This is a genomic window from Qipengyuania sp. ABI-127-1 (genome assembly GCA_022953095.1).
Taxonomy (GTDB): Bacteria; Pseudomonadota; Alphaproteobacteria; order Sphingomonadales; family Sphingomonadaceae; genus Qipengyuania.
Genome location: JALJCR010000003.1, coordinates 395,816 through 416,095, shown reverse-complemented (window position 1 = coordinate 416,095; position 20,280 = coordinate 395,816). Strand labels below are relative to the sequence as shown.

General features: G+C 63.1%; 16 protein-coding genes. 12 read left to right on the top strand and 4 right to left on the bottom strand.

Annotated elements, in window-relative coordinates:
• The first annotated feature begins 19 nt into the window (after positions 1-19).
• The 8 genes from MUY37_RS14620 (at position 20) to MUY37_RS14585 (ending at position 10,088) form a co-directional block, all read left to right on the top strand.
• The gene (locus MUY37_RS14620) at positions 20-2,428 is read left to right on the top strand and encodes a chemotaxis protein CheA (RefSeq protein WP_499196089.1); all 2,409 of its coding nucleotides are present in this window, start codon (positions 20-22) and stop codon (positions 2,426-2,428) included.
• Positions 2,425-2,859 carry a chemotaxis protein CheW gene (locus MUY37_RS14615; RefSeq protein WP_499196088.1) on the top strand — a complete coding sequence of 145 codons (435 nt, stop codon included), beginning with the start codon at positions 2,425-2,427 and terminating at the stop codon, positions 2,857-2,859. The genes MUY37_RS14620 and MUY37_RS14615 overlap by 4 nt, the downstream gene beginning before the upstream one ends.
• 56 nt (positions 2,860-2,915) lie before the next feature.
• Complete coding sequence (locus MUY37_RS14610) at positions 2,916-3,281, top strand: response regulator (protein WP_499196087.1); 366 nt, start codon at positions 2,916-2,918, stop codon at positions 3,279-3,281.
• An 11-nt stretch (positions 3,282-3,292) separates the two neighbouring features.
• On the top strand, positions 3,293-4,390 hold the full coding sequence (cheB, locus tag MUY37_RS14605; RefSeq protein WP_499196086.1) for a chemotaxis-specific protein-glutamate methyltransferase CheB: 1,098 nt from the start codon (positions 3,293-3,295) through the stop codon (positions 4,388-4,390).
• On the top strand, positions 4,381-5,244 hold the full coding sequence (locus MUY37_RS14600) for a CheR family methyltransferase (RefSeq protein WP_499196085.1): 864 nt from the start codon (positions 4,381-4,383) through the stop codon (positions 5,242-5,244). The genes cheB and MUY37_RS14600 overlap by 10 nt, the downstream gene beginning before the upstream one ends.
• Positions 5,245-5,349: 105 nt before the next feature.
• Complete coding sequence (locus tag MUY37_RS14595; RefSeq protein WP_499196084.1) at positions 5,350-6,888, top strand: putative bifunctional diguanylate cyclase/phosphodiesterase; 1,539 nt, start codon at positions 5,350-5,352, stop codon at positions 6,886-6,888.
• Positions 6,885-8,687: a methyl-accepting chemotaxis protein gene (locus tag MUY37_RS14590; protein ID WP_499196083.1), complete on the top strand. Its 1,803-nt coding sequence runs from the start codon at positions 6,885-6,887 to the stop codon at positions 8,685-8,687. The genes MUY37_RS14595 and MUY37_RS14590 overlap by 4 nt, the downstream gene beginning before the upstream one ends.
• Before the next feature lie 57 nt (positions 8,688-8,744).
• Positions 8,745-10,088, top strand: a complete 1,344-nt coding sequence (locus MUY37_RS14585) for a methyl-accepting chemotaxis protein (protein ID WP_499196082.1) — start codon at positions 8,745-8,747, stop codon at positions 10,086-10,088.
• A 69-nt stretch (positions 10,089-10,157) separates the two neighbouring features.
• Here MUY37_RS14585 and MUY37_RS14580 read toward each other — a convergent pair whose 3' ends face one another.
• Both MUY37_RS14580 and MUY37_RS14575 read right to left on the bottom strand, forming a co-directional pair.
• On the bottom strand, positions 10,158-13,481 hold the full coding sequence (locus MUY37_RS14580; RefSeq protein ID WP_499196081.1) for an amidohydrolase family protein: 3,324 nt from the start codon (positions 13,479-13,481) through the stop codon (positions 10,158-10,160).
• Between the two features lie 17 nt (positions 13,482-13,498).
• On the bottom strand, positions 13,499-14,539 hold the full coding sequence (locus MUY37_RS14575) for a LacI family DNA-binding transcriptional regulator (protein ID WP_499196080.1): 1,041 nt from the start codon (positions 14,537-14,539) through the stop codon (positions 13,499-13,501).
• 183 nt (positions 14,540-14,722) lie between these two features.
• On the opposite strand from MUY37_RS14575, the gene MUY37_RS14570 reads away from it, so the two are divergent.
• Genes MUY37_RS14570 through MUY37_RS14555 form a run of 4 tightly spaced genes read left to right on the top strand, consistent with a single transcriptional unit; the run spans position 14,723 to position 18,965 of the window.
• On the top strand, positions 14,723-16,231 hold the full coding sequence (locus tag MUY37_RS14570; protein WP_499196079.1) for a flavin-containing monooxygenase: 1,509 nt from the start codon (positions 14,723-14,725) through the stop codon (positions 16,229-16,231).
• A 34-nt stretch (positions 16,232-16,265) separates the two neighbouring features.
• Complete coding sequence (locus MUY37_RS14565) at positions 16,266-17,024, top strand: competence/damage-inducible protein A (protein WP_499196078.1); 759 nt, start codon at positions 16,266-16,268, stop codon at positions 17,022-17,024.
• 52 nt (positions 17,025-17,076) lie between these two features.
• A complete protein-coding gene (locus tag MUY37_RS14560; protein WP_499196077.1) occupies positions 17,077-18,045 on the top strand; it encodes a polysaccharide deacetylase family protein in 969 nt (322 codons plus the stop codon).
• An 11-nt stretch (positions 18,046-18,056) separates the two neighbouring features.
• Positions 18,057-18,965: a GNAT family N-acetyltransferase gene (locus tag MUY37_RS14555; RefSeq protein WP_499196076.1), complete on the top strand. Its 909-nt coding sequence runs from the start codon at positions 18,057-18,059 to the stop codon at positions 18,963-18,965.
• 92 nt (positions 18,966-19,057) lie between these two features.
• On the opposite strand, the gene rplA is transcribed toward MUY37_RS14555, so the two are convergent.
• Complete coding sequence (gene rplA, locus MUY37_RS14550; RefSeq protein WP_499196075.1) at positions 19,058-19,750, bottom strand: 50S ribosomal protein L1; 693 nt, start codon at positions 19,748-19,750, stop codon at positions 19,058-19,060.
• Between the two features lie 4 nt (positions 19,751-19,754).
• Positions 19,755-20,186 (bottom strand): 50S ribosomal protein L11, encoded by a 432-nt coding sequence (rplK, locus tag MUY37_RS14545; RefSeq protein WP_050600910.1) that lies wholly within the window; start codon positions 20,184-20,186, stop codon positions 19,755-19,757.
• Positions 20,187-20,280 lie beyond the last annotated feature (94 nt).

The window sequence follows — 20,280 nt, the reverse complement described above, 5'->3', positions numbered from 1 at the left end:
GTACGAGGGGCCTTGTATCATGGATGACCTGCTGGCGGATTTCGTCGCGGAAACCCGGGAAATGCTGGAAGCGAGCGGCGGCGAAATCGTCGCCTGGGAAGCCGATCCGTCGGACAGGGCGCGCCTCGATACCATTTTCCGCTTCGTCCATACGGTGAAGGGCAATTGCGGCTTTTTCGACTTTCCGCGTCTGGAAAAGCTCAGCCACGCGGCTGAAGACGCGCTGGCCGATTGCCGCGCCGGCCGCCGCGAAGCCGACAGCACTCTCGTTTCCGCAGTGCTCGCCATCATCGATCGGATCAGCGAAATGATCGATTCCATCGAAGCGGGCGAGGACCATCCCGAAGGCGGCGACGATGCGCTGATCGCCGCGCTGAACCCGCATCCCGATGTGCCTGGCATGCCCTCGGCCGAGCCACACAAATCGTCAGAAACCACACAGGTCACAGCCGCATCGCCCGCTGAGGGCAAGGCGGATGCTGCCCCCAAAGCGGCGCGCGGTGCAAGCGTCCAGCGCACCATTCGCCTGCCGACCGAACTGCTCGACGAGGTGATGAAAGGCGTGTCGGACATGGTTCTGGCTCGCAACGACCTTGCCCGCCGATTGCGCGACGCCGGAGATCACCCGCAGATCGACGGCCCGTTCGATCGTCTGAGTACCATTCTCGCCGAAGTTCGCAGCTCCATCACGCGCATGCGGATGCAGCGGCTCGAACATCTCTTCAGCTCCCTGCCCCGCCTGGTGCGCGATCTTTCGACGGAACTCGGCAAACAGGTGATGGTCGATTTCGAAGGCGGCGAAGTGGAACTGGATCGCGAGATGATCGAAATGGTCCGCGATCCCCTGACCCACATCATTCGCAATGCGATCGACCACGGCCTGGAAGGGCCGGGCGAGCGTATCAAGTCCGGCAAGCACGAGATCGGCCTGCTCAAATTCGCCGCCCGCCAGTCGGGCAACCAAATCACTTTGGCGATCAGCGACGACGGGCGCGGTATCGATGCGGATCGCCTGGCAGCCAAGGCCGTGGCGGCCGGGATATACAGCCAGGCGGAAATCGACGAGATGTCGGACAGGCGCAAACACCACCTCATTTTCGAACCGGGCCTTACCACTGCGGAAAAAGTCAGTTCCGTATCGGGGCGCGGCGTGGGCATGGATGTGGTGCGCGCCAATATCGAACATGTCGGCGGCTCGATCGACGTCACGACCAAATCAGGCGAAGGCACCAGCTTTCATCTCAAGCTGCCGCTGACACTGAGCATCATCGCCGCGCTCACCGTCGGGAGCGGCGGCCAGCGCTATGCCATTCCGCGAAGCTATGTCGAAGAGATCGTCTTCGGATCCAGCGACCATGTCGATTTCGCCGAGGCCGGAGATCGCCGCCTCGTCACCTTCAGGGGCAAACGCGTGCCCTGCCTCGCTTTGGGCGAAATTCTCGGAAGCGAGGACCCCGGCAGCATCGATTGGGCAACCATGACGCTCGTTCTCGTCCGCATGGCCTCGAACGATGTCTTCGCCCTCGCGGTCGACCGGGTTTACGATCACGAAGATGTCGTGGTGAAACCGATCGCACCCGCGATCATGGAAACCGGCCTCTATGCGGGCACGACCCTGCTGGACGATGGTCGACCCATGATGCTTCTCGACCTCCCCAGCATTGCGCAAAAGTACCGGCTGATCGACGAGATGCGCAGCATGGCCCGAACATTGCCCGAGGAGGAACAGACCGAGCAACGCAAGGCCCGGCCTGTGATGCTGTTCACCGGCCTCGACGGACGCCGCCGCGCCGTTCGTCTCGAATTGGTCCGCAGGATCGACACCATTTCCCGCGAGGCGATCGATATCGAGGGGTCGCGCAAGCAGGCGGTGATCGACGGCGCCATCTTCTCGCTTCTCGGGCTGGAATATGGCGAGCTGCCGGAAGGCCGATGCCGCCTCTTGCGCCTGTCCGATGGCGAACACGAAGTGGTCTATGCCGTAAGCGAAGTGCTCGACGCCGCCGATATGGATGGCGAAATCGTTCCTTCCAGTGCCGATCCCGCTGTCGAAGGCGTTACGCTCATCGACGGCGAACCCGTGCCGGTCATCGACGGCCATGGGTTGTTCGCGGCCCAGGACACCGCGCGCAAGACCGGGCGGACGGCGTCCTGCCGCCTGCCTGCGAACAGCGACTGGGCACGCACCATTCTGGAACCACTGGTCGAGGCGGCCGGCTATCGCGTGTCGACCGAGGCGGAAGAGGAGACCGACGTCGCAATCGAACTGGTCGATGACGATCTGCGGCCTGCATCCCCCGCCCGCCACGTCATTCGCCTGCGCCCGGAGCCCGAGCCAGCCGAGAACGATGATGAGAGCATTTATCGATACGACCGAGAGGCGCTGCTGAGCGCGTTGAAACGAGCCAGAGTAGAGAAAACGGCATGAACGATCTTCTTCTGATGTGCCTTATCGCGGGCCGTCGCGCGGCGATCCCCGCGGCCCGTGTCCAGTCGGTGATCGAGATCGATCAAATCACGCCGATTCCCGGAGCACCCGATTTCATTCTCGGCCTGACCGCCATGCGCAGCCAGGCGCTCACCGTGATAGACTGCCAGATTGCGCTGGGATTTGGCGGGCAGGAGCCGGATTCCGACCGCCGAGCGGCAGTCGTCCAGGTCGGTGGGCATTCCTACGCCCTGCTGGTCGAAGAAGCATATGATGTCGGCGAGGCCCGAAGCGAGCCGATCGAGGTGCCAGGGGGTTTCGGTCGCGGATGGCAGATGGCCGCGAGGGGGATGGTCGAAACCGATTGCGGCCCCACTCTGCTGATCGATGTCGATGTGCTCGTCGCCGGCCCCGTGGCCCGGGCAGCTTAAGCGAATAGTTACCTACAGGCGCTAGCAACCAGCCGAACACTCCAGAGGTCATAGAAATGAAATCCTGCCTAATCGTCGATGATTCGCGCGTCATCCGGAAGGTTTCGAGGCACATTCTCGAAACTCTCGGCTTCACTGTCGAAGAGGCTGAAAACGGCCAGGAAGGCCTCGACAAATGCAATGACGGCATGCCCGACGTAGTCCTTCTGGACTGGAACATGCCCGTCATGACCGGTATCGAATTCATCACCCAGTTGCGACAGCGCGAGGGCGGGGACAAGCCCAAGGTGGTGTTCTGCACTACGGAAAACGATGTCGCCCACATTCGCGAGGCAATCAGCGCGGGGGCCGACGAATACGTCATGAAGCCCTTCGATCACGAAACCCTGCAGATCAAGCTGCAGCTTGTCGGAATGGCCTGAGGAGGCTCGAAATGGGCGCACTCTTCAATTCCGCAGACCTGACATCGGATACACAGGACAAGTCCTGCGCCGATCCGGTGAGAGTCATGATCGTCGACGATTCACTCACCGTCCGCACGGTCTTTTCGCGCATGATCGCCCAGGAAAACGACATGCGCATCGTGGCAACCGCAAGCACTGCGGAAAGCGGCCTCGCCGAACTCGCTTCGGTCAAGCCGGACGTGATCCTGCTGGATCTGGAAATGCCGGGAATGGGCGGATTGGAAGCGCTGCCCAAAATCCTCGAAGCGGCGCCCGACACGCAGGTTCTGGTGATTTCCTCGCTCACCGCCGATGGCGCGGAAGCAACGGTGAGCGCCCTGTCTTTGGGCGCTGCGGATACCATGCTCAAGCCCCGCCCCGGCGGTTTCGATGATGAATACAAATCCACTCTGCTCGACAAGATCCGGGCGCTCAAGGGTGTTTCGGAACCCGGCCCGTCCGAGATGGTCCGGGCCTCGGGCACCAGGAAGGGGGCAGGCAAGCCCCCCAAGGTCGTGGCCATCGGCGCTTCGACAGGCGGCATCCATGCATTGAACCTGTTCCTGCGCCAGATACCGGCCAATTTCGATCTGCCGATCCTGATCACCCAGCATCTGCCCTCCAGCTTCATCCCGGTCTTCGCGCAGCAAATGAAACTGGCCGCAGGCCGCGACGCGATCCTTGCGGATGAAGGGATCGAGATCGAACGAGGCAAGATCTATATCGCACCGGGCCACGGCCATATGGTTGCCCGCAAATCAACGGGCTGCCGCGTGCTGGGACTGGCCTACCATCCGGTCAAAAGCGGGTGCATGCCATCGGTCGATCCGATGTTCGAGACCCTGGCCGAAGCTTACGACGGACATGTCGCGGCGGTACTCTTGTCCGGCATGGGGCGCGACGGAACCGACGGCGCGCAATCCATCGCATCGGCCGGCGGCACGATTTTCGCGCAGAGCGCCGAAACCTGCGCAGTCTGGGGCATGCCCCGTGCCGTTACCGAATTGGGCCTTGCCAGCGCCGTCCTGCCCCCCGCCGACCTTGCCGACAAATTGCTGTCTGGCGCGGGAGCCGACGCATGGCGATAGACGACGCCGCGCATCGGATTATCGGCGATTTACTTGCGCAGCGTACGGGACAGCAACTGACGGAAGGGCGCCGCTGGCGTGTGTCGAGCGCCCTTGCCGGCCTGTTCCGCGAGTTCGGCATAGAGAATGTAGACCAGCTCGCATGCATGCTCGAGCGCCCCGGCGAACGCCATCTCGCTACGCGGGTGGTCGAGGCATTGCTCAACAACGAAACCTATTTCTTCCGCGATCAGGCCTATTTCTCGGTGCTGGCCAATCAGGTCCTGCCCGATCTCGCGCGCAAGCGGGACGGGAAGAAGCGGCTGACCATCTGGTCGGCGGGCTGTTCGACAGGGCAGGAAGCGTTGACCCTGGCGATGATATTCGCCGAACAGCCCAACCGGTGGAAAGACTGGAAGATCGAGATTCTCGGCACCGATGTTTCAGGCAAGGCGATCGATCATGCCCGCAGCGGGTGCTACACCCAATTCGAAATCCAGCGCGGGATCAGCGTCTCTCAAATGCTGAATTTCTTCGTCGAGGACAACGGCCATTGGCAGGCGATCGACAGCATCCGGTCCATGACCCGGTTCCAGCAACACAACATCCTCAATGCTCCGCCACCGCCGGGCCGCTTCGATCTGGTCATGTGCCGAAACGTGCTGCTCTATTTCGATCCCGAAACGCGCGCCGTCGCCTTCGACAGGCTGGCCAGCGGTATCGCCCCCGATGGATGGCTGATGCTCGGCGCGGGGGAAACCGTGGTGGGGCAGACCGCGAAATTCAAACCGGCAGAGTTCGGATCCTCGCTTTACAGCCCTGTTCTGGCGGAGCGGGCGAATCTCCGGCCGCGCCTGCGCGCAGCGGCCACCTAGCCCGCAAGGACGACGACAGGACAAGGTAAACCGCCGGTTTACGCTTCTTTAGCGAATGCAATTTACTCCGTCGCCAAGGGTCGTAAGAGGGACGCGTCGGGAAGGATGACTGCCAGCACGGACATCTCGCATGCGAGCGACGGTACGCGGGCCATCCTATTTGGCCCCATGGCGGCGCTGGGCGGGAGTTTTCTCCTGACATGGTCCGTGGCCTTGGCCAATCGCTTTCTCGGCTTCGCGACTTCGTCCTCGATCCTCGTTTTCGGCGCCGTGGCGTTCAGCATCGCAGCCGCGATTTCAGCATTTATCGGGATCCGCTACATCCGCCGCGTCGAACAGCTTTCTCGCAGCGACAGTCTGACACTTCTGCCCAATCGCCGTGCGCTGCATTCCGATATCCAGCATGAATACAGACAGGGCCACGAAGTCGCCCTCGCCATGATCGATCTCGACGGTTTCAAGCTGATAAACGACCACTATGGTCACTTCGTCGGCGATGCGGCGATCCGCGAATGCGCCGAAATCTTCAAGCAGGTCAGCGATGGCGAAGCCCGGGTCTACCGCCTCGGCGGCGACGAATACGCGATGATGATCGGCGGTCCGGTTGCAGGCACGCTCCTCGAGGGGGTGTGTCGGCGCATTATCGAACGCCTTGCCAAACCCGTCCAGGTGGAGGACCGCAGGCTTACTCTGGGGGCGAGCATGGGCCTTGCCCGCCATAGCCCCCGCGAAGAGGTCGCGTCGTCCGAACTGCTCCGGCGCGCCGATATCGCAATGTATGCTTCCAAACGCGGCGGCAAGATGCGCTGCACATGGTTCAGCTCGAGTTTCGACAAGAGCCGCGAACAGCTCAGAGAGATGAATGACGAGCTTCGCGAAGCGCTGGCAAGGAACGAGTTTCGCCTCAACTACCAACCGCTCGTCGACAGCCATTCACGCCGGATCGTGGCAGTGGAATGCCTGTTGAGATGGGAACGCCCCGACGGGAAACATGTCGGCCCGAACATCTTCATTCCAGTGGCCGAGGAAAGCGGGCTGATCAACTCGATCGGCCTTTGGGTTTTGCGCAAGGCATGTTGCGATGCGCTCGCCTGGGACGACATTACGCTGTCGGTCAATATTTCGGCCGCCCAATTGCGCAATCCGGAATTCCCGATCCAGCTCGGCCACATCCTCGAGGAAACCGGCTTCGACCCCGAACGCCTCGAGCTGGAGATCACCGAAACCTGCCTCGTACTCGAACCCGTGGTCGCGGAACGCAGTCTGGCGGTGGTCCGGCGCTTCGGCGTGAAAATCTCGCTCGACGATTTCGGTACCGGCTATGCCTCGATCGGTTTCCTGCGGCAGTTCCGCTTCGAGAAGCTGAAGCTCGATCGCAGCCTTGTGGTTCAGGCGAGCGAGGACGAAGGCAGCCGGGCAATGATGCTTTCCAGCATCACCGTCGCGCGCGCCATGAAGATGGCTGTGACTGCGGAAGGCGTCGAAACCGAAGAGCAGGCGGCCATGGTCCGTGCCGCGGGATGCGATCAAATCCAGGGCTGGCTCTACTTCAAGGCCATGCCGGCGGAAGACATCGCCCAGCATCTCGGCAAGCCGGCCGGACTTCCGAACCTCTCCAGTAACAGGAATGAAAAAGTCGCATGAGCGCGCTCCAGGACATGGTCAACGGCATGGTCGCCGAACACGAGATATCTCCCGAGGATCGCCCGAGGGAAACCGCGTCGCGCGCAGCGTCCGCTCGGGCGCATCCCAGCGATGGAGGGATCGACGCGCAGACTACCGCCCGATGGCCGTCGCGCCTTTCGGTCGGCGGAAAGCTGCGGGCGATTTCGATAGGCAATGCCGCAGTGGTGTTGCTCTGCCTGATCGCAACGCTTCTGGGCGGATATTTCGCGCTCGGTGCGCGGGCCGAGCGAATGGAAATCTCGGCCGCTGCCCTTCTGAGCGAACGGATGGTGGCGGACACCAATGAAGGTCTTGTCTTCGTACAGCGCTATGCCGTTTCGGGAGATCGCAATGATCTCGTCTCGGCGCAGGATGCTTTCACCGAGACCGACCGCGATCTCAGCCGATTGGCAAATCACGTCACCGAAGCCGCGCCGATCCTCCTGCCACAGATCGAGCAGCTCAACGCGATGCTGGCCTCGATGCGAACACGGGTCGAGGCAGCGCAGCAATCGCGCGGCTCACAAACGCAATGGCAGGAATTCGCCGACAGCGTCTATTTCGAGGGCCAGGACTTCGTGGACCGGGCCATGAAGACCCGCGAGGACATCGAAGCGATCGGAAAAGTATCCGATGCGCGTTCGCAAACCATGATCATGTGGTTGTTCGTTGCCTTCTTCGTCGTCGCCGCCACCGGAATTGCCACTGTCTGGATGAGCGCGCGCTTCCTCGGCCGCGACGTATCGCAGACCCTTGGCCGGATGACCGCGGTCGCAACGCGCCTCGCCGATGGGGAAAAGGACATCCATATCCCTGCCACACACCGCCACGATGAAATCGGCGACCTCGCCCGTGCGCTGGAGGTATTCCTTCAGGCAGCAAGACAGATCGAGAGCATGGCGCAGGAACGTGAAGCCCTGCGCAAGGAACGCAGACAGGAAATGGCGCGCTTCGCGCAGCGGTTCAAAACGACTGTGGGCGAAGTGGTCAACGGGGTGGCGTCTGCCTCCGCTCAGCTCAAGACCACGGCCGACTCGATGGCTTCCACCGCCGAGCAGGCATCCGTCCAGACGACCAATGTCACCGATTCGATGGAGCAGGCATCGAATGGTGTGACCGCTGCCGCCGCCGCCTCGGACGAATTCGCCATGTCGATCGGCGAAATCAGCCGCCAGGCGTCCCATTCGGCTGCCTTGGCACGCAAGGCAACCGCTGCCGCCAGCGGTGCCGACCAAACCATTTCCGCCCTCTCCGTTTCGGCGGACCAGATCGGCCAGATCGTCGAACTGATCCAGTCGATCGCCCAGCGCACCAACCTGCTCGCCCTCAACGCTTCAATCGAGGCGGCCCGTGGAGGGGAAGCGGGGCGCGGCTTCGCGGTGGTCGCCAGCGAGGTCAAGGAACTGGCCACCCAGACCAGCCGCGCGACCGAGGAAGTCGCCGAGCAGATCCGCGCCATGCAGGATTCCACCGGTGCCAGCGTCGGCGCGTTGCGCTCGATCGCCGAGCAGATCAAGGAACTCGAAAGTACCGCCACATCGATCGCCAGCGCGGTGGATCAGCAATCGGTAGCCGGGCAGGATCTCGCCCGCAGCATCGACCTTGCCGCACGATCCGCCGACGAAGTGTCATCCAATATCGTGCAGGTTCGCGAGACCAGCTACGCGACCGGAGCGGCCGCCAGCCAGGTGCTCAATTCCTCGACCGAGCTCGAGGCTCAGGCGATGACACTTCAGACGCAGGTGTCGCAATTCCTTCAACACGTGCGCGCCGCTTAACTCGATTGCAAGCAATCCGCCCTTACGGTTGACGCAGCCTTAAAGGGGTAAACGGGGATGACCGCATACAGTTCGATCATGGCCGACGAGTTGGTCCAGGAAATCGCGGATGTCGATATAGACTATTCGCAATCGCGAACTCGCAATTCGGCGCTGTCGCGCTGGTTCATGGATTTGTCGTTGGCGCGCAAGGCAAAGCTGGCATTGGGTATCACGCTCGGCGGCCTGCTCGTGATTGCGGTTCTCGCCGCCATCGGTCTGACCTATCCCGAATTTGCGGAAACGGCCCGTTTCGCGGTGATTACCATCGCCGCAACATCTCTTGCCGGCGGCATCGTAAGCCTCAAATTGATACTCGATCAGGTCATCGAACCCTTTCTCCGCGTGTCGCACGGCATGTCGCGCCTGGCCCGGGGCTCCCGCGACATCGAGGTGGCAGGACTCGACCGCGAAGACGAAATCGGCGATCTTGCCCGATCGCTGGAAGTGTTTCTGAAATCCGGTCACAAGCTCGACGAACTATTCGCCGACCGCAAGGAAGCGGCGGAAAAACGCAAGACTGAACTGATGCGCATGGCCGGCGCCTTCGAGAGTGAAGTCGCAGATGTGGTCAGCGGCGTGGCGACTGCGGCGAGCCAACTGAATGTGACCGCCTCGGGGATGGCAACCAGCGCGGAGCGTGCAGCCGATCAGTCGCAGCGCGTTTCCCAGTCGATGAACCAGGCGAATAATGGCGTGACCGCCGCGGCGGCGGCCTCCGACGAATTCGCCCTGTCGATCGGTGAAATCAGCCGTCAGGCGGCCCATTCGGCCGAACTGGCGCGCAAGGCGACCGACGCCGCCAACGGGGCCGACGAGACCATTTCCGCCCTTGCGGTTTCGGCGGACCAGGTCGGGCAAATCGTCGAGTTGATCCAGTCGATCGCCCAGCGCACCAACCTGCTCGCCCTCAACGCCTCGATCGAGGCGGCGCGCGGCGGGGAGGCAGGCCGCGGCTTCGCGGTGGTCGCCAGCGAGGTCAAGGAACTGGCCGCCCAGACCAGCCGCGCGACCGAGGACGTGGCCGCCCAGATCCGGGCAATGCAGGATTCGACCGGCGCCAGCGTCGGCGCGCTGCGTTCGATCGCCGGGCAGATCAAGGAACTCGAGTCGACCGCGATTTCGATTGCAAGCGCGGTGGACCAGCAATCGGTCGCCGGGCAGGATCTCGCCCGCAGCATCGATCTCGCCGCCCGTTCGACCGACGAGGTCGCATCGCATATCGACGAATTCCGCGAAACCAGCCTCACCACCGGTACCGCCGCAAGCCAAGTGCTTAATTCGGCAACCGAGCTAGAAGGTCAGGCCAGCGCGCTCAAACAGCGCGTGGAGGCGTTTTTGGGGCAGATCCGCGCGGAATAGAAGCCGTCATGCAGGCCCGGCAGACGGGCAGCGCGAAACCGCAATCCGCACCGCCCGTCTCGGCCGGGGTCATTCCCACCAATAGGGCAGGCGCCGGGCGTCGCCGGTCTCGACCTCGTTCATCGTCCGCGCATCGTAAAGGCGACCGCCCAGCATCACGCGGTCGATCTTGTCCGAATTGCGAATATTTTCGCTGGGATCGGCATCCAGGACGATGAGATCGGCCAGCTTGCCGACTTCGAGACTGCCGATATCGCGCTCCATGCCGAGCGATTTGGCAGGCTCGATCGTTCCCGCCCGCAGCGCTTCGACCGCCGACATGCCGCCCCGGGCAAAGCTCCACAGCTCCCAATGGGCGGCGACACCGGCCTGCTGGCCATGCGCCCCAATGCTGACCTTGACCCCGCGCTGGGCGAGCTTCTTCGCCTCACGCGCGGCCTCGTCGTCGACGAAAGCCCAGTCGGGCGCCTTCACGCGCCGTGCCGTTTGCGCAATCAGTTGGCGCGGCGGGGTGTGGACCATCAGCGGGTTGGCGAACACATCGGTCGCCTGCCGCCAGTAAGGATCGCCGGCCAGGCCGCCATAGGTCACCACCAGCGTGGGCGTGTAATTGACGTTCGACCCAGCCCAGAATTGCAGCACATCCTCGTAGAAGACTTCGCCGGGAACATTGTGCTCGAGGGTGGAATTGCCATCGGCGATGAGGTTCATGTCCATGCCGAACAGCGATCCGCCTTCGGCCACCACCAGCATGTTCTCCGCACGCGCGGCGGCCACCACCTGCTGGCGCTGGTCGCGCCGCGGCTGGTTGTAATTCTTGATCGAAATGCCGCCCTGCGCCTTGATCCGCTGGATATGCGCCAGCGCATCCTCGTAGCTGTCGATCCGCGCATAGACGCTCGGCGCCTTGGCCCCATAGACGATTTCCGCCGTCGAGAAGATGCGTGGCGCGAGCAGCGACCCCGCGCGCTGGCGTTCGGCCGCGGCGAAGATCATGCTCGCCTGCGAGGACGGATCATGGATCGTCGTCGTGCCCATCGCAAGGTTCTGGACCAGCGACCAGTTTTGCTGCGGCACCAGATCGCCCGTGCCTTGCGGCCCATGCGCATGCGCATCGACCAGGCCCGGCATAATGGTCTTGCCCGCTGCGTCGATCACTCTCGCACCCTGCGGGACCTGGACCGAGGACGCCGGACCGATCGCGGCGATCCGGTCGCCGATGATGACAATGGTACCATTGGTGATCTCGCCCGCACCCTCACCCGCCATGGTCAATATCTTCGCGCCGGTGATCGCCACCGTGCCGCGCGGCTTGTCGGCGGCGACCATGCGTTCGAGCGAAGTCCCGCTGGTCGGCGGGACGAATTCGGGTGCGTCCTTGTCCTTCGGCGCATTGGCGAACATCGCGGCGATGCTGGCGCGGTAGAGGACCGGCCCCATCGACCAGGTCAGCATATCGCCGCCTTGCGTCCAGCCGATATAATCCGCCCCGCCCTTCGACGCGCGCACCACGGGCAGCGAGCTGGCCTTTTCGCCCACCGTCACCGCCTGCCCACCGGGCATAAGCGGCGTGGCGAAGACCTCGTAATTCTCGCGAAAGGCAACGAAATCGCCGCGCGGACTGACGTGATATTCGGTCGCCAGTTCGCCCTCGGCGTGGACCTGCCGCGCTTCGCCGTCGAGATCGGCGGAGAGCAGTTGCAGCTTGCCATCCTTGCGGCCCAGCATGAACACGCGGTCGCTATCGGCGCCGAATTGCGGGTTCGACGTGTCGCGCGCAATCAGTTCGGGCGTGCCGCCGGAGGCGCTGACGCGATAGACACCCTCGTTCTCCGAGAATTCTGGCGAGGTCAGGTATCCGCCCGATCGCTTTTCGAACACGATCGTGTTGCCATTGGGCGAAAAGCGCGGGTTCGCGTAATGGCCGCGCATCGAAGTGACCGCCCTCGCCCCCGAGCCATTGGCATTGGCCGTCATGATCTGGCCGAGCCCGGCATCGGTCCAGCGGACATAGGTGATGCGGCGCCCGTCGCGCGACCACGAAGGCCATAGCTCGAGCGCATCGTCATTGCCCGAGGTAAGGCGGCTCGCCGTGCCGCCTGCTACCGGCTTGGAATAGAGCCTGCCGAGGCTCTCGAACACGACCGTGCGGCCATCGGGCGAGACGCTGGCAAAGCGCGGGATTTTTGCAGTGAAACTGTCAGGCGAAACCGTGATCACGGGGTGAGGCGCATCGGCGACGCCGCGCGTGTCGTTAATGGTGAAGGGAATGTCGCGCGCGCCGCTGCCATCTGCGGCGACACGCTTCAATTTGCCGCCTGCCCAGAGCACGAGCGAATTGCCGTCGGGCGTCCAGTCCATCAGGGGATAGAAGCCATAGACCGCCCAGGTCTCCTGCATATCCATGTCGAGATCGCCATAGATCATGCGCTGTTCGCCGGTCGCAAGGTCCTTGACCCACAGCTCGGTCTGGTCCTTGTCGCGGCGGATGAAGGCGAGGCTGTTGCCATCGGGCGAAGGTTGCGGACGCACCGCGCCGCCGAAGCCGCTGGCGGCAGTGGTTACCTCGCCGGTGGCCAGCTCGTAGCGTTCGATCGCGAAGGTGCCCTGCGTCGAATCCTGCGCATATTCGAAGATCGGGCCGCCGGTGACGTTGCGCGAATAATAGATCGCCTCGCCGTTCGGCGCATAAACCGGCTCCCCCAGTTCCTTCTGCAACGTCTCGCTGGCGCGCTTGACCAGCTTGACGCCGCCGCCGCCCGAAACGTGGTAAAGCCAGATTTCACCCGTGCCGAGCGAGCGCTGGGTGGTGAAATGCTTCTTGGCGACGATGTAGTTCCCGTCGGGCGACCAGCTCGGCTGGTTGAGAAGGCGGAAATCTTCCTTCGTCAGCTGGCGCTTGTCAGACCCGTCGGCATTCATGATCCAGATGTTGTCGCCGCCGCCGCGGTCGGAGGTGAAGGCGATCCGGCGACCGTCGGGCGAAAAGCGCGGCTGCACTTCCCATGCGAGACCGTCGGCAATGCGCGTCGGCGCACCGCCCGTGATCGGCATGGTGTAGATATCGCCCAGCAGCGAGAAGGCCAGCATGCGCCCGTCGGGCGACACGTCGACATCCATCCACGTGCCTTCGTCCGTCCGGATCGGGACCTGCCTGATCGTCGCTCCGCGCGGTGCGGTGATGTCCCATGGCTCGTCCTCGGCCTCGGCTGCCGGATTGGCCGTCGCGGGCGCCGCATCGACAGCCATGCCGCTGCCTTCGGTCGGCCCCTCTTCCGCCGATGCGTCGACTTCCTGCTCCTCCACCGGGTTGGGGCTCGGCTGCGGGTCCTGGGCATGGGCGGCCTGGCTGGCGAACAGCGCGGCAAGCACGGAGGCAATACTGGTTTTCATGGGTCTCTCCGGGTGGATTATTCGATTGGTCGGCGCACGCTGGCGCGCTCGACGAGATGGACAGCAACACGGCGTTCGGGGCGTTCGTCCTGCGATGCAAGGGCGGTATCGACCAACAGCATGCCGGCCTGGGCGAAATCGGGTTCGACCGTGGTGAGAGGCGGCGAGCTGAACTCGCCCGAGCCGAGACCGTCGAAGCCGATAACGCCAACATCGTTCGGCACATCGATGGTGCGCGCGGCCAGTTTCTCCAGCGCGCCCAAGGCCATCGCATCGCAGGCGAAGAAAAGGCCATCGAAGCGTGCACCGCTGTCCACCAACTTCGCTATGGCGTTGCGCCCCTGAGAGACGCGATCACCGCCTTCGCTGACCACGGCATCCACCGGCGCAAGCCCCGCCGCTTCCATAGCGCTGCGATAGCCATCGTAGCGCTCGCGAAATTGCCGCTGGGAAGATGCGGTATCGCCGACGAACACGATTTGCCGGGCACCACTGCTCACAAGGCGTTCCACTGCAATCCGCCCCCCGTCGCGATTGTCCGAGCGGACCCAGACACTGTCGTCGAAGGGCGAGCCCCAAAAAGCGATGCCATCGGTATCTTCCGCGCGTTCACGGAAATAATCCCAGGCTGCGTGATTGGTCGCCGTCCCGATGACGACCACACCGTCGGCCTGGCGGCGCGCGACATAATGTCCGAAAAGCTCCTCCGGCTTGGCCTGGAACGAAACCAGCGCCTGGTATCCGCGCTCTGCCGCCGCAGCGCAGGTGCTTCCCAGCAGGCTGTAGTAAAACGGGTTGATGGCTGCGGGACCCTGTCCCTCGCGCCCGATGACCACGATCGCTATCGTGCCCGTTTCACCGCGCCGCAGGCCCGCAGCGCGCATATTGACGTGATAGCCCAGTTCCTCCGCCGCCAGCTCGACCCGGCGGCGAGTTGCCGGGGTGATGGTTTCCGAACCGGCCAGCGCGCGACTGACGGTCGACTGGCTCACCCCGGCGCGTTCGGCCACGTCTATCGAAGTGACCCGCCGCGGCCTCTGCTTGGCGCTGCTAGACATGCTGCGAAGGTTCCCCTTTCCGACCGCCCTAACGCAGCCTCTGCGCGAAAGCGATAGCCAAGCAGGACGCGGAGGCGATCCGCTCGTCGATGGAACCGACCCCGCAGATTAGGTTGCGCCCTGCAACTGAGGCTGGTGCTTTCGTTCAGACTGAGCTAGGTTCCGGGAACTTGGGAGAGACAGATGACGAACACGGCGACCGATTTCGATGTTATGATCGTGGGTGCAGGAATTTCCGGCATCGGCATGGCAGCGCACATGAAGGAAAAGGCGCCGGGCCATGATTTCGTCATCGTCGAACGCCGCGAGAACCTGGGCGGCACCTGGGACCTGTTCCGCTATCCCGGCATCCGTTCGGATAGCGACATGCACACGCTGGGCTTCGATTTCGAACCGTGGAAACACGAGAAGTCGATCGCCGATGGGCCTGCCATTCTCGAATATCTGGATCGTATCGTCGATGAACGCGACATCCGCAAGCATATGCGGTTCGGGCACAAAGTGCTCGCCGCCGACTGGCGCGAAAGCGATGGGCGCTGGCACGTAACGCTCGAGACCGGCGAGGGCGAGAAAAAGCACCTTACCGCCAACTGGCTCTATCTCGGATCGGGCTATTACGACTATGACGAACCCTACGATCCGGGCTTCGACTTCGGCGAATTCGAAGGGCAGGTTATCCATCCACAGTTCTGGCCCGAAGACCTCGACTATACCGGCAAGAATGTCGTCGTGATCGGATCGGGTGCGACTGCCGTCACTATCGTCCCCTCGATGAGCGGCAAGGCGGCCAAGGTGACGATGCTACAGCGCACGCCGACCTGGATGTTCAGCCGTCCAGCAAAGGATGCGCTGGCCAATTTCCTGCGCAAGATCCTGCCGGAGAGACTCGCCTACCGGATCACGCGGTGGAAGAACATCACCTTGCAGGATTTCGGCTTCAAACGCGCGCGGACGCAGCCCGAGAAAATGGCTGCGACACTTCACAAACGTATTCGCAAGTCGATGGGCGAGGATTACGATCTCGCGCCCTTCACCCCGCCCTACAACCCTTGGGACCAGCGCCTGTGCCTGGTCCCCGACGACGATTTGTTCACCGCGCTCAAGAGTGGCAAGGCCGATATAGTCACCGGCCATATCAAAGCCTTCGAAAAAGGCGGAGTGCGGCTGACCGACGATCGTTTCCTGCCCGCCGATATCGTCGTTACCGCAACGGGCCTCAAACTCGCGGTGGCGGGCAAGATCCAGCTCTCGCGCGAAGGGCAGGCCATCGATCTCGCCCAGCATTATTATTACAAGGGCTGCATGTTCTCGAACCTGCCCAATTTGGCGGTTGTGTTCGGCTATCTCAACGCCAGTTGGACTCTGCGCGCGGATATCAATTCCGATTTTATCTGCCGGGTGCTCAACGAAAGCCGCGCGAAGGGCGTCGATGTGGTCGAGCCGGTTCTGACAGCCGAGGCAGAAGGCCGGATCGAGGAAGACGACATCTTCGATTTCTCTTCGGGCTATATCCAGCGCGCCAAATCGATCATGCCGAAAAACGCGGTCGCTTATCCCTGGCGGCTAAATCAGGAATATGTGGTCGATCGCAAACGCATGAAGGAAGAGCCGGTCGACGATGGCGTGCTGGAATTCCGCCGTCACGGCGCCAATGCGCGCGCTGCCGACCAGCAACTGGAAGCAGCAGAGTAGCATTCATGCGACGAGCACGTTAGGCGTGCCATCCATGAATGAACGCATCTATACTGCGGGTCTGGTCGTCATCGGCGACGAGATCCTTTCGGGGCGCACGCACGACAAGAACATCGCCCAGGTCGCCAGTTGGCTACAAGTGCAGGGTATTCGCCTGTCGGAAGTGCGCGTAGTTCCCGATGTGATGGATCGCATCGTCGAAGCGGTGAATGCCTTGCGCGAAGCGTATGACTACCTCTTCACCACCGGCGGTATCGGCCCCACCCATGACGACATAACCGTCGATGCGGTGGCAGAGGCGATGGGTGTTCCGGTGGTCATCCATCCCGAGGCGAAGGCCATGCTCGAACGCTATTACGCCAGCATCGGCAAGGAATTGACCGAGGCGCGCTTGCGCATGGCGCGCGTGCCCGAGGGCGCCGAACTGATCCCCAACCGGATGTCGGGAGCACCGGGGATCAAGCTCGGCAATCTGCATCTCATGGCCGGCGTGCCGCATATCACCGCCGGCATGCTCGATGCGCTGACCGGAACGCTCGAAGGCGGCGCCCCGCTGCTGTCCCAAACGGTCGGATGCTGGACGCCCGAAAGCGAGGTCGCCGACATTCTGCGCCAGGTCGAACAGGCCCATCCGCAGTGTCAGATCGGCAGCTATCCCTTCTTTCGCGAAGGGCGGGTGGGCGCCAATTTCGTCGTCCGTTCGACGCGGGAGGACGAGCTCCAGAGCTGCGTCGACAGCCTGTGCGACGGGCTTGCGACTGCCGGTTTCGACTTCACCCCGGGCGGCATCTGACGGCCCGGCTTCGTCATCATGCCGTTAACCCTCGCATGATAGGGTCCGCGCGATGACTAGGGTCTATATCACGATCGACACGGAGTATTCGGCGGGGCTTGCCCTGCGCCTCGGCGCGCATGCGCGCGAAGAGGTGTTCGACCGCTCGATTGCCTGCCGCACGCCGACCGGCGATGTCGGGATCGGGTATCAGATGGACGTGATGGACGCCCACGGGATCAAGGGCGTTTTCTTCGTCGATCCCATGCCCGCGCTGCTATGGGGTACCGGGGCGATCGCGGATGTCGTCGAACCGATCCTGGAACGGGGGCACGACGTGCAATTGCACCTTCACCCGGAATGGCTGGAACTGGCGGGCGATGCCAACCCGCTCGCCGGACGCACGGGCCGCAACATGCACGATTTTATGGAATCGGAGCAGGTCGAACTGATCGAAATCGCGCGCGAGTTTCTAGTGCGGGCCGGGGCTCCCGTCCCCACCGCCTTCAGGGCGGGCAATTTCGGTGCGGACGATGCGACACTGCGCGCGCTGGCGAAGGTGGGGATCCGTTACGATAGCAGCCATGTGCCCGGTATCGCTGGTTCGGAATGCCGCATTTCGCTGTCCGCCGACGACCGCCGGGTCGTTCGTCACCACGGCACGATCGAAGTCCCCGTAGGATCGATCCACAGCCATGGTGGCCAGCGCCACGCGCAGATCACCGCGCTTTCGCATCGCGAGCTCGCGGCGGCGCTGCGCTTCTGCGTGCGCGAAGGCACCGCCATGCTCAATATCGTCAGCCACAGTTTCGAGCTGATGAGCCGCGACCGCACGCGCGCCAACACGATCGTCCGCGATCGCTTCGCCAGGTTCTGCGCGAGCATAGCGGCAACGCCGGGGGCGCACGGGGCGACCTTCACCAGCCACCCGCCGCAAATCGGCGACGGAACCGGCGCAGCCGCCATGCCGCACAGCCCCTTCCGCACCGCGGCACGGACTATGGAACAGCTCGCCTCCAATGCGCTTTACGGCGCATCGTGACGGGTGATCTCATGCCTTCCACCGAATATCGCATCCCGTTCACGGTAGGATCGCGACGGCTGTTCTCGATCGAGCGCTCGGTCGCCACGCTGGCCTTTTCGCTGCAGGATATTCTCGCCGGGCGGGTGCCGCCGGTGCCCGCGCTGAACAGTGTCGAAGGGCTGCGGGTGCTTTCCGCCCCGGCGGCGGCGGAGCTTCGCCTGCGCTCAGCGATGCCGGGTTTCCTGATCGGTTCGCGCGAGCAATATGCGCGATACTTCATCGACATGGCGGGCAGCTACGAACACTACTTCTCACGCTTCTCGGCCAAGACCCGTTCGACGCTGCGCCGCAAACGCCGCAAGTTCGAAAAGGCGGCGGGCGGCTCGCTCGATCTGCGTGCCTATCGCACACCCGAGGAAATCGACACGTTCACAGCGCTGGCCCAGCCGCTATCGCGCAGAACCTATCAGGCACGCCTGCTCGACGCGGGCTTGCCCGAAGGCGAAGCCGCCCAGGCGGAGAGACACGATCTGGCGGCAGAGGACCGTCTGCGCGCTTTCCTGCTTTTCCTCGACAACGCTCCGGTCGCCTATCTCTACCTTCCGGTGGAGCGCGAGACGCTGGTCTATGCCTATCTCGGCTTCGATCCCGGCCATGCCGGCCTGTCGCCCGGCACGGTGCTGCAGATGGCAGCGCTCGAGAGCCTCTTCGCCGAGGGACGCTACCAGTATTTCGACTTCACCGAGGGCGAAGGCGCGCACAAGGCGCTGTTCGGAACCGACAGCGTGGATTGCGCCAGTTTCCTGATGCTTCGCCCAACCTGGGCCAATCGCGCCCTGGTTGCGAGCCTCGGCGGCTTCGATGGCGCCTTGAAATCCGTCAAACGGCTTGCACGGCAAACCGGCGTCGAGGGCACCCTGCGGCGACTTTTGCGCTAGGGAATGGCCCTGCGCTCGCCCACGCAAAAGGGTCGGCGGGTCTGCACCCACCGGCCCTTTCGTATGTCTTGGCGACGGCTGCGAAGCTGGGCTTACGCGCCTTCGACTTCAGCCAGGTCGACCTTGAGGCCCGGACCCATCGACGAGGTCAGCGTGACCTTGCGGACGTACTTGCCCTTGGCACCCGAAGGCTTTGCCTTGACGATGGCGTCGGTCATGGCCTTGAAATTGGCCTTGAGGTCCTCGTCCTTGAACGAGAGCTTGCCGATGCCCGAGTGGATGATGCCCTGCTTTTCGACGCGGAATTCGACCTGGCCGCCCTTGGCGTCCTTCACGGCCTGTTCCACGTTCGGGGTCACGGTGCCGAGCTTCGGGTTCGGCATCAGGCCCTTGGGACCCAGCACCTTACCGAGACGGCCGACGACGCCCATCATGTCAGGCGTGGCGATCACGCGGTCATAGTCGAGGTTGCCGTTCTGCATGTCTTCCATGAGATCTTCCGCACCGACCTTGTCGGCACCGGCGGCTAGGGCCTTGTCGGCATTGTCACCCTTGGCGAACACGGCGACCTTGACGTCCTTGCCGGTACCGCTCGGAAGCGACACCATGCCGCGGACCATCTGGTCGGCGTGGCGCGGGTCGACGCCGAGGTTCATCGCGACTTCGACGGTCTCGTCGAACTTCGCCTTGTGCTCGCGCAGCGTGGCGAGTGCTTCGTCCACGGTGTAGAGCTTTTCACTGTCGAGCTTGGCGACGAGCTGCTGCTTCTTGGTCTGCTTAGCCATTATCTTAGCCCTCCACCACGTCGAGGCCCATCGAACGCGCGCTGCCTTCGATGATCTTAGTAGCCTGTTCGATGTCGTTTGCATTCAGGTCGGCCATCTTCTGCTCGGCGATTTCCGCCAGAGCCGACCGCTTGATGGACCCGGCCGAAACCTTGCCCGGCTCCTTCGAGCCCGACTTCAGTTTGGCAGCCTTCTTGATGAGGAAGCTGGCCGGCGGCGTCTTGGTCACGAAGGTGAACGAACGGTCGGCATAGACCGTGATGGTGGTCGGAATCGGCATGCCCTTTTCCATGTCGCCGGTGGCGGCATTGAAGGCTTTGCAGAATTCCATGATGTTCACGCCGCGCTGACCCAGCGCAGGGCCGATGGGCGGCGAGGGGTTGGCGGTGCCGGCAGGCACCTGCAGCTTGATATAGCCGTCGATCTTCTTGGCCATAATTGGCCTCCTTTCTCACTATCGCCACGGCACTTTCGAACCGGGGCTCATGGTAAGCGGTCAAGCGGTCCGACTGGACGGACCTCCCGCACGG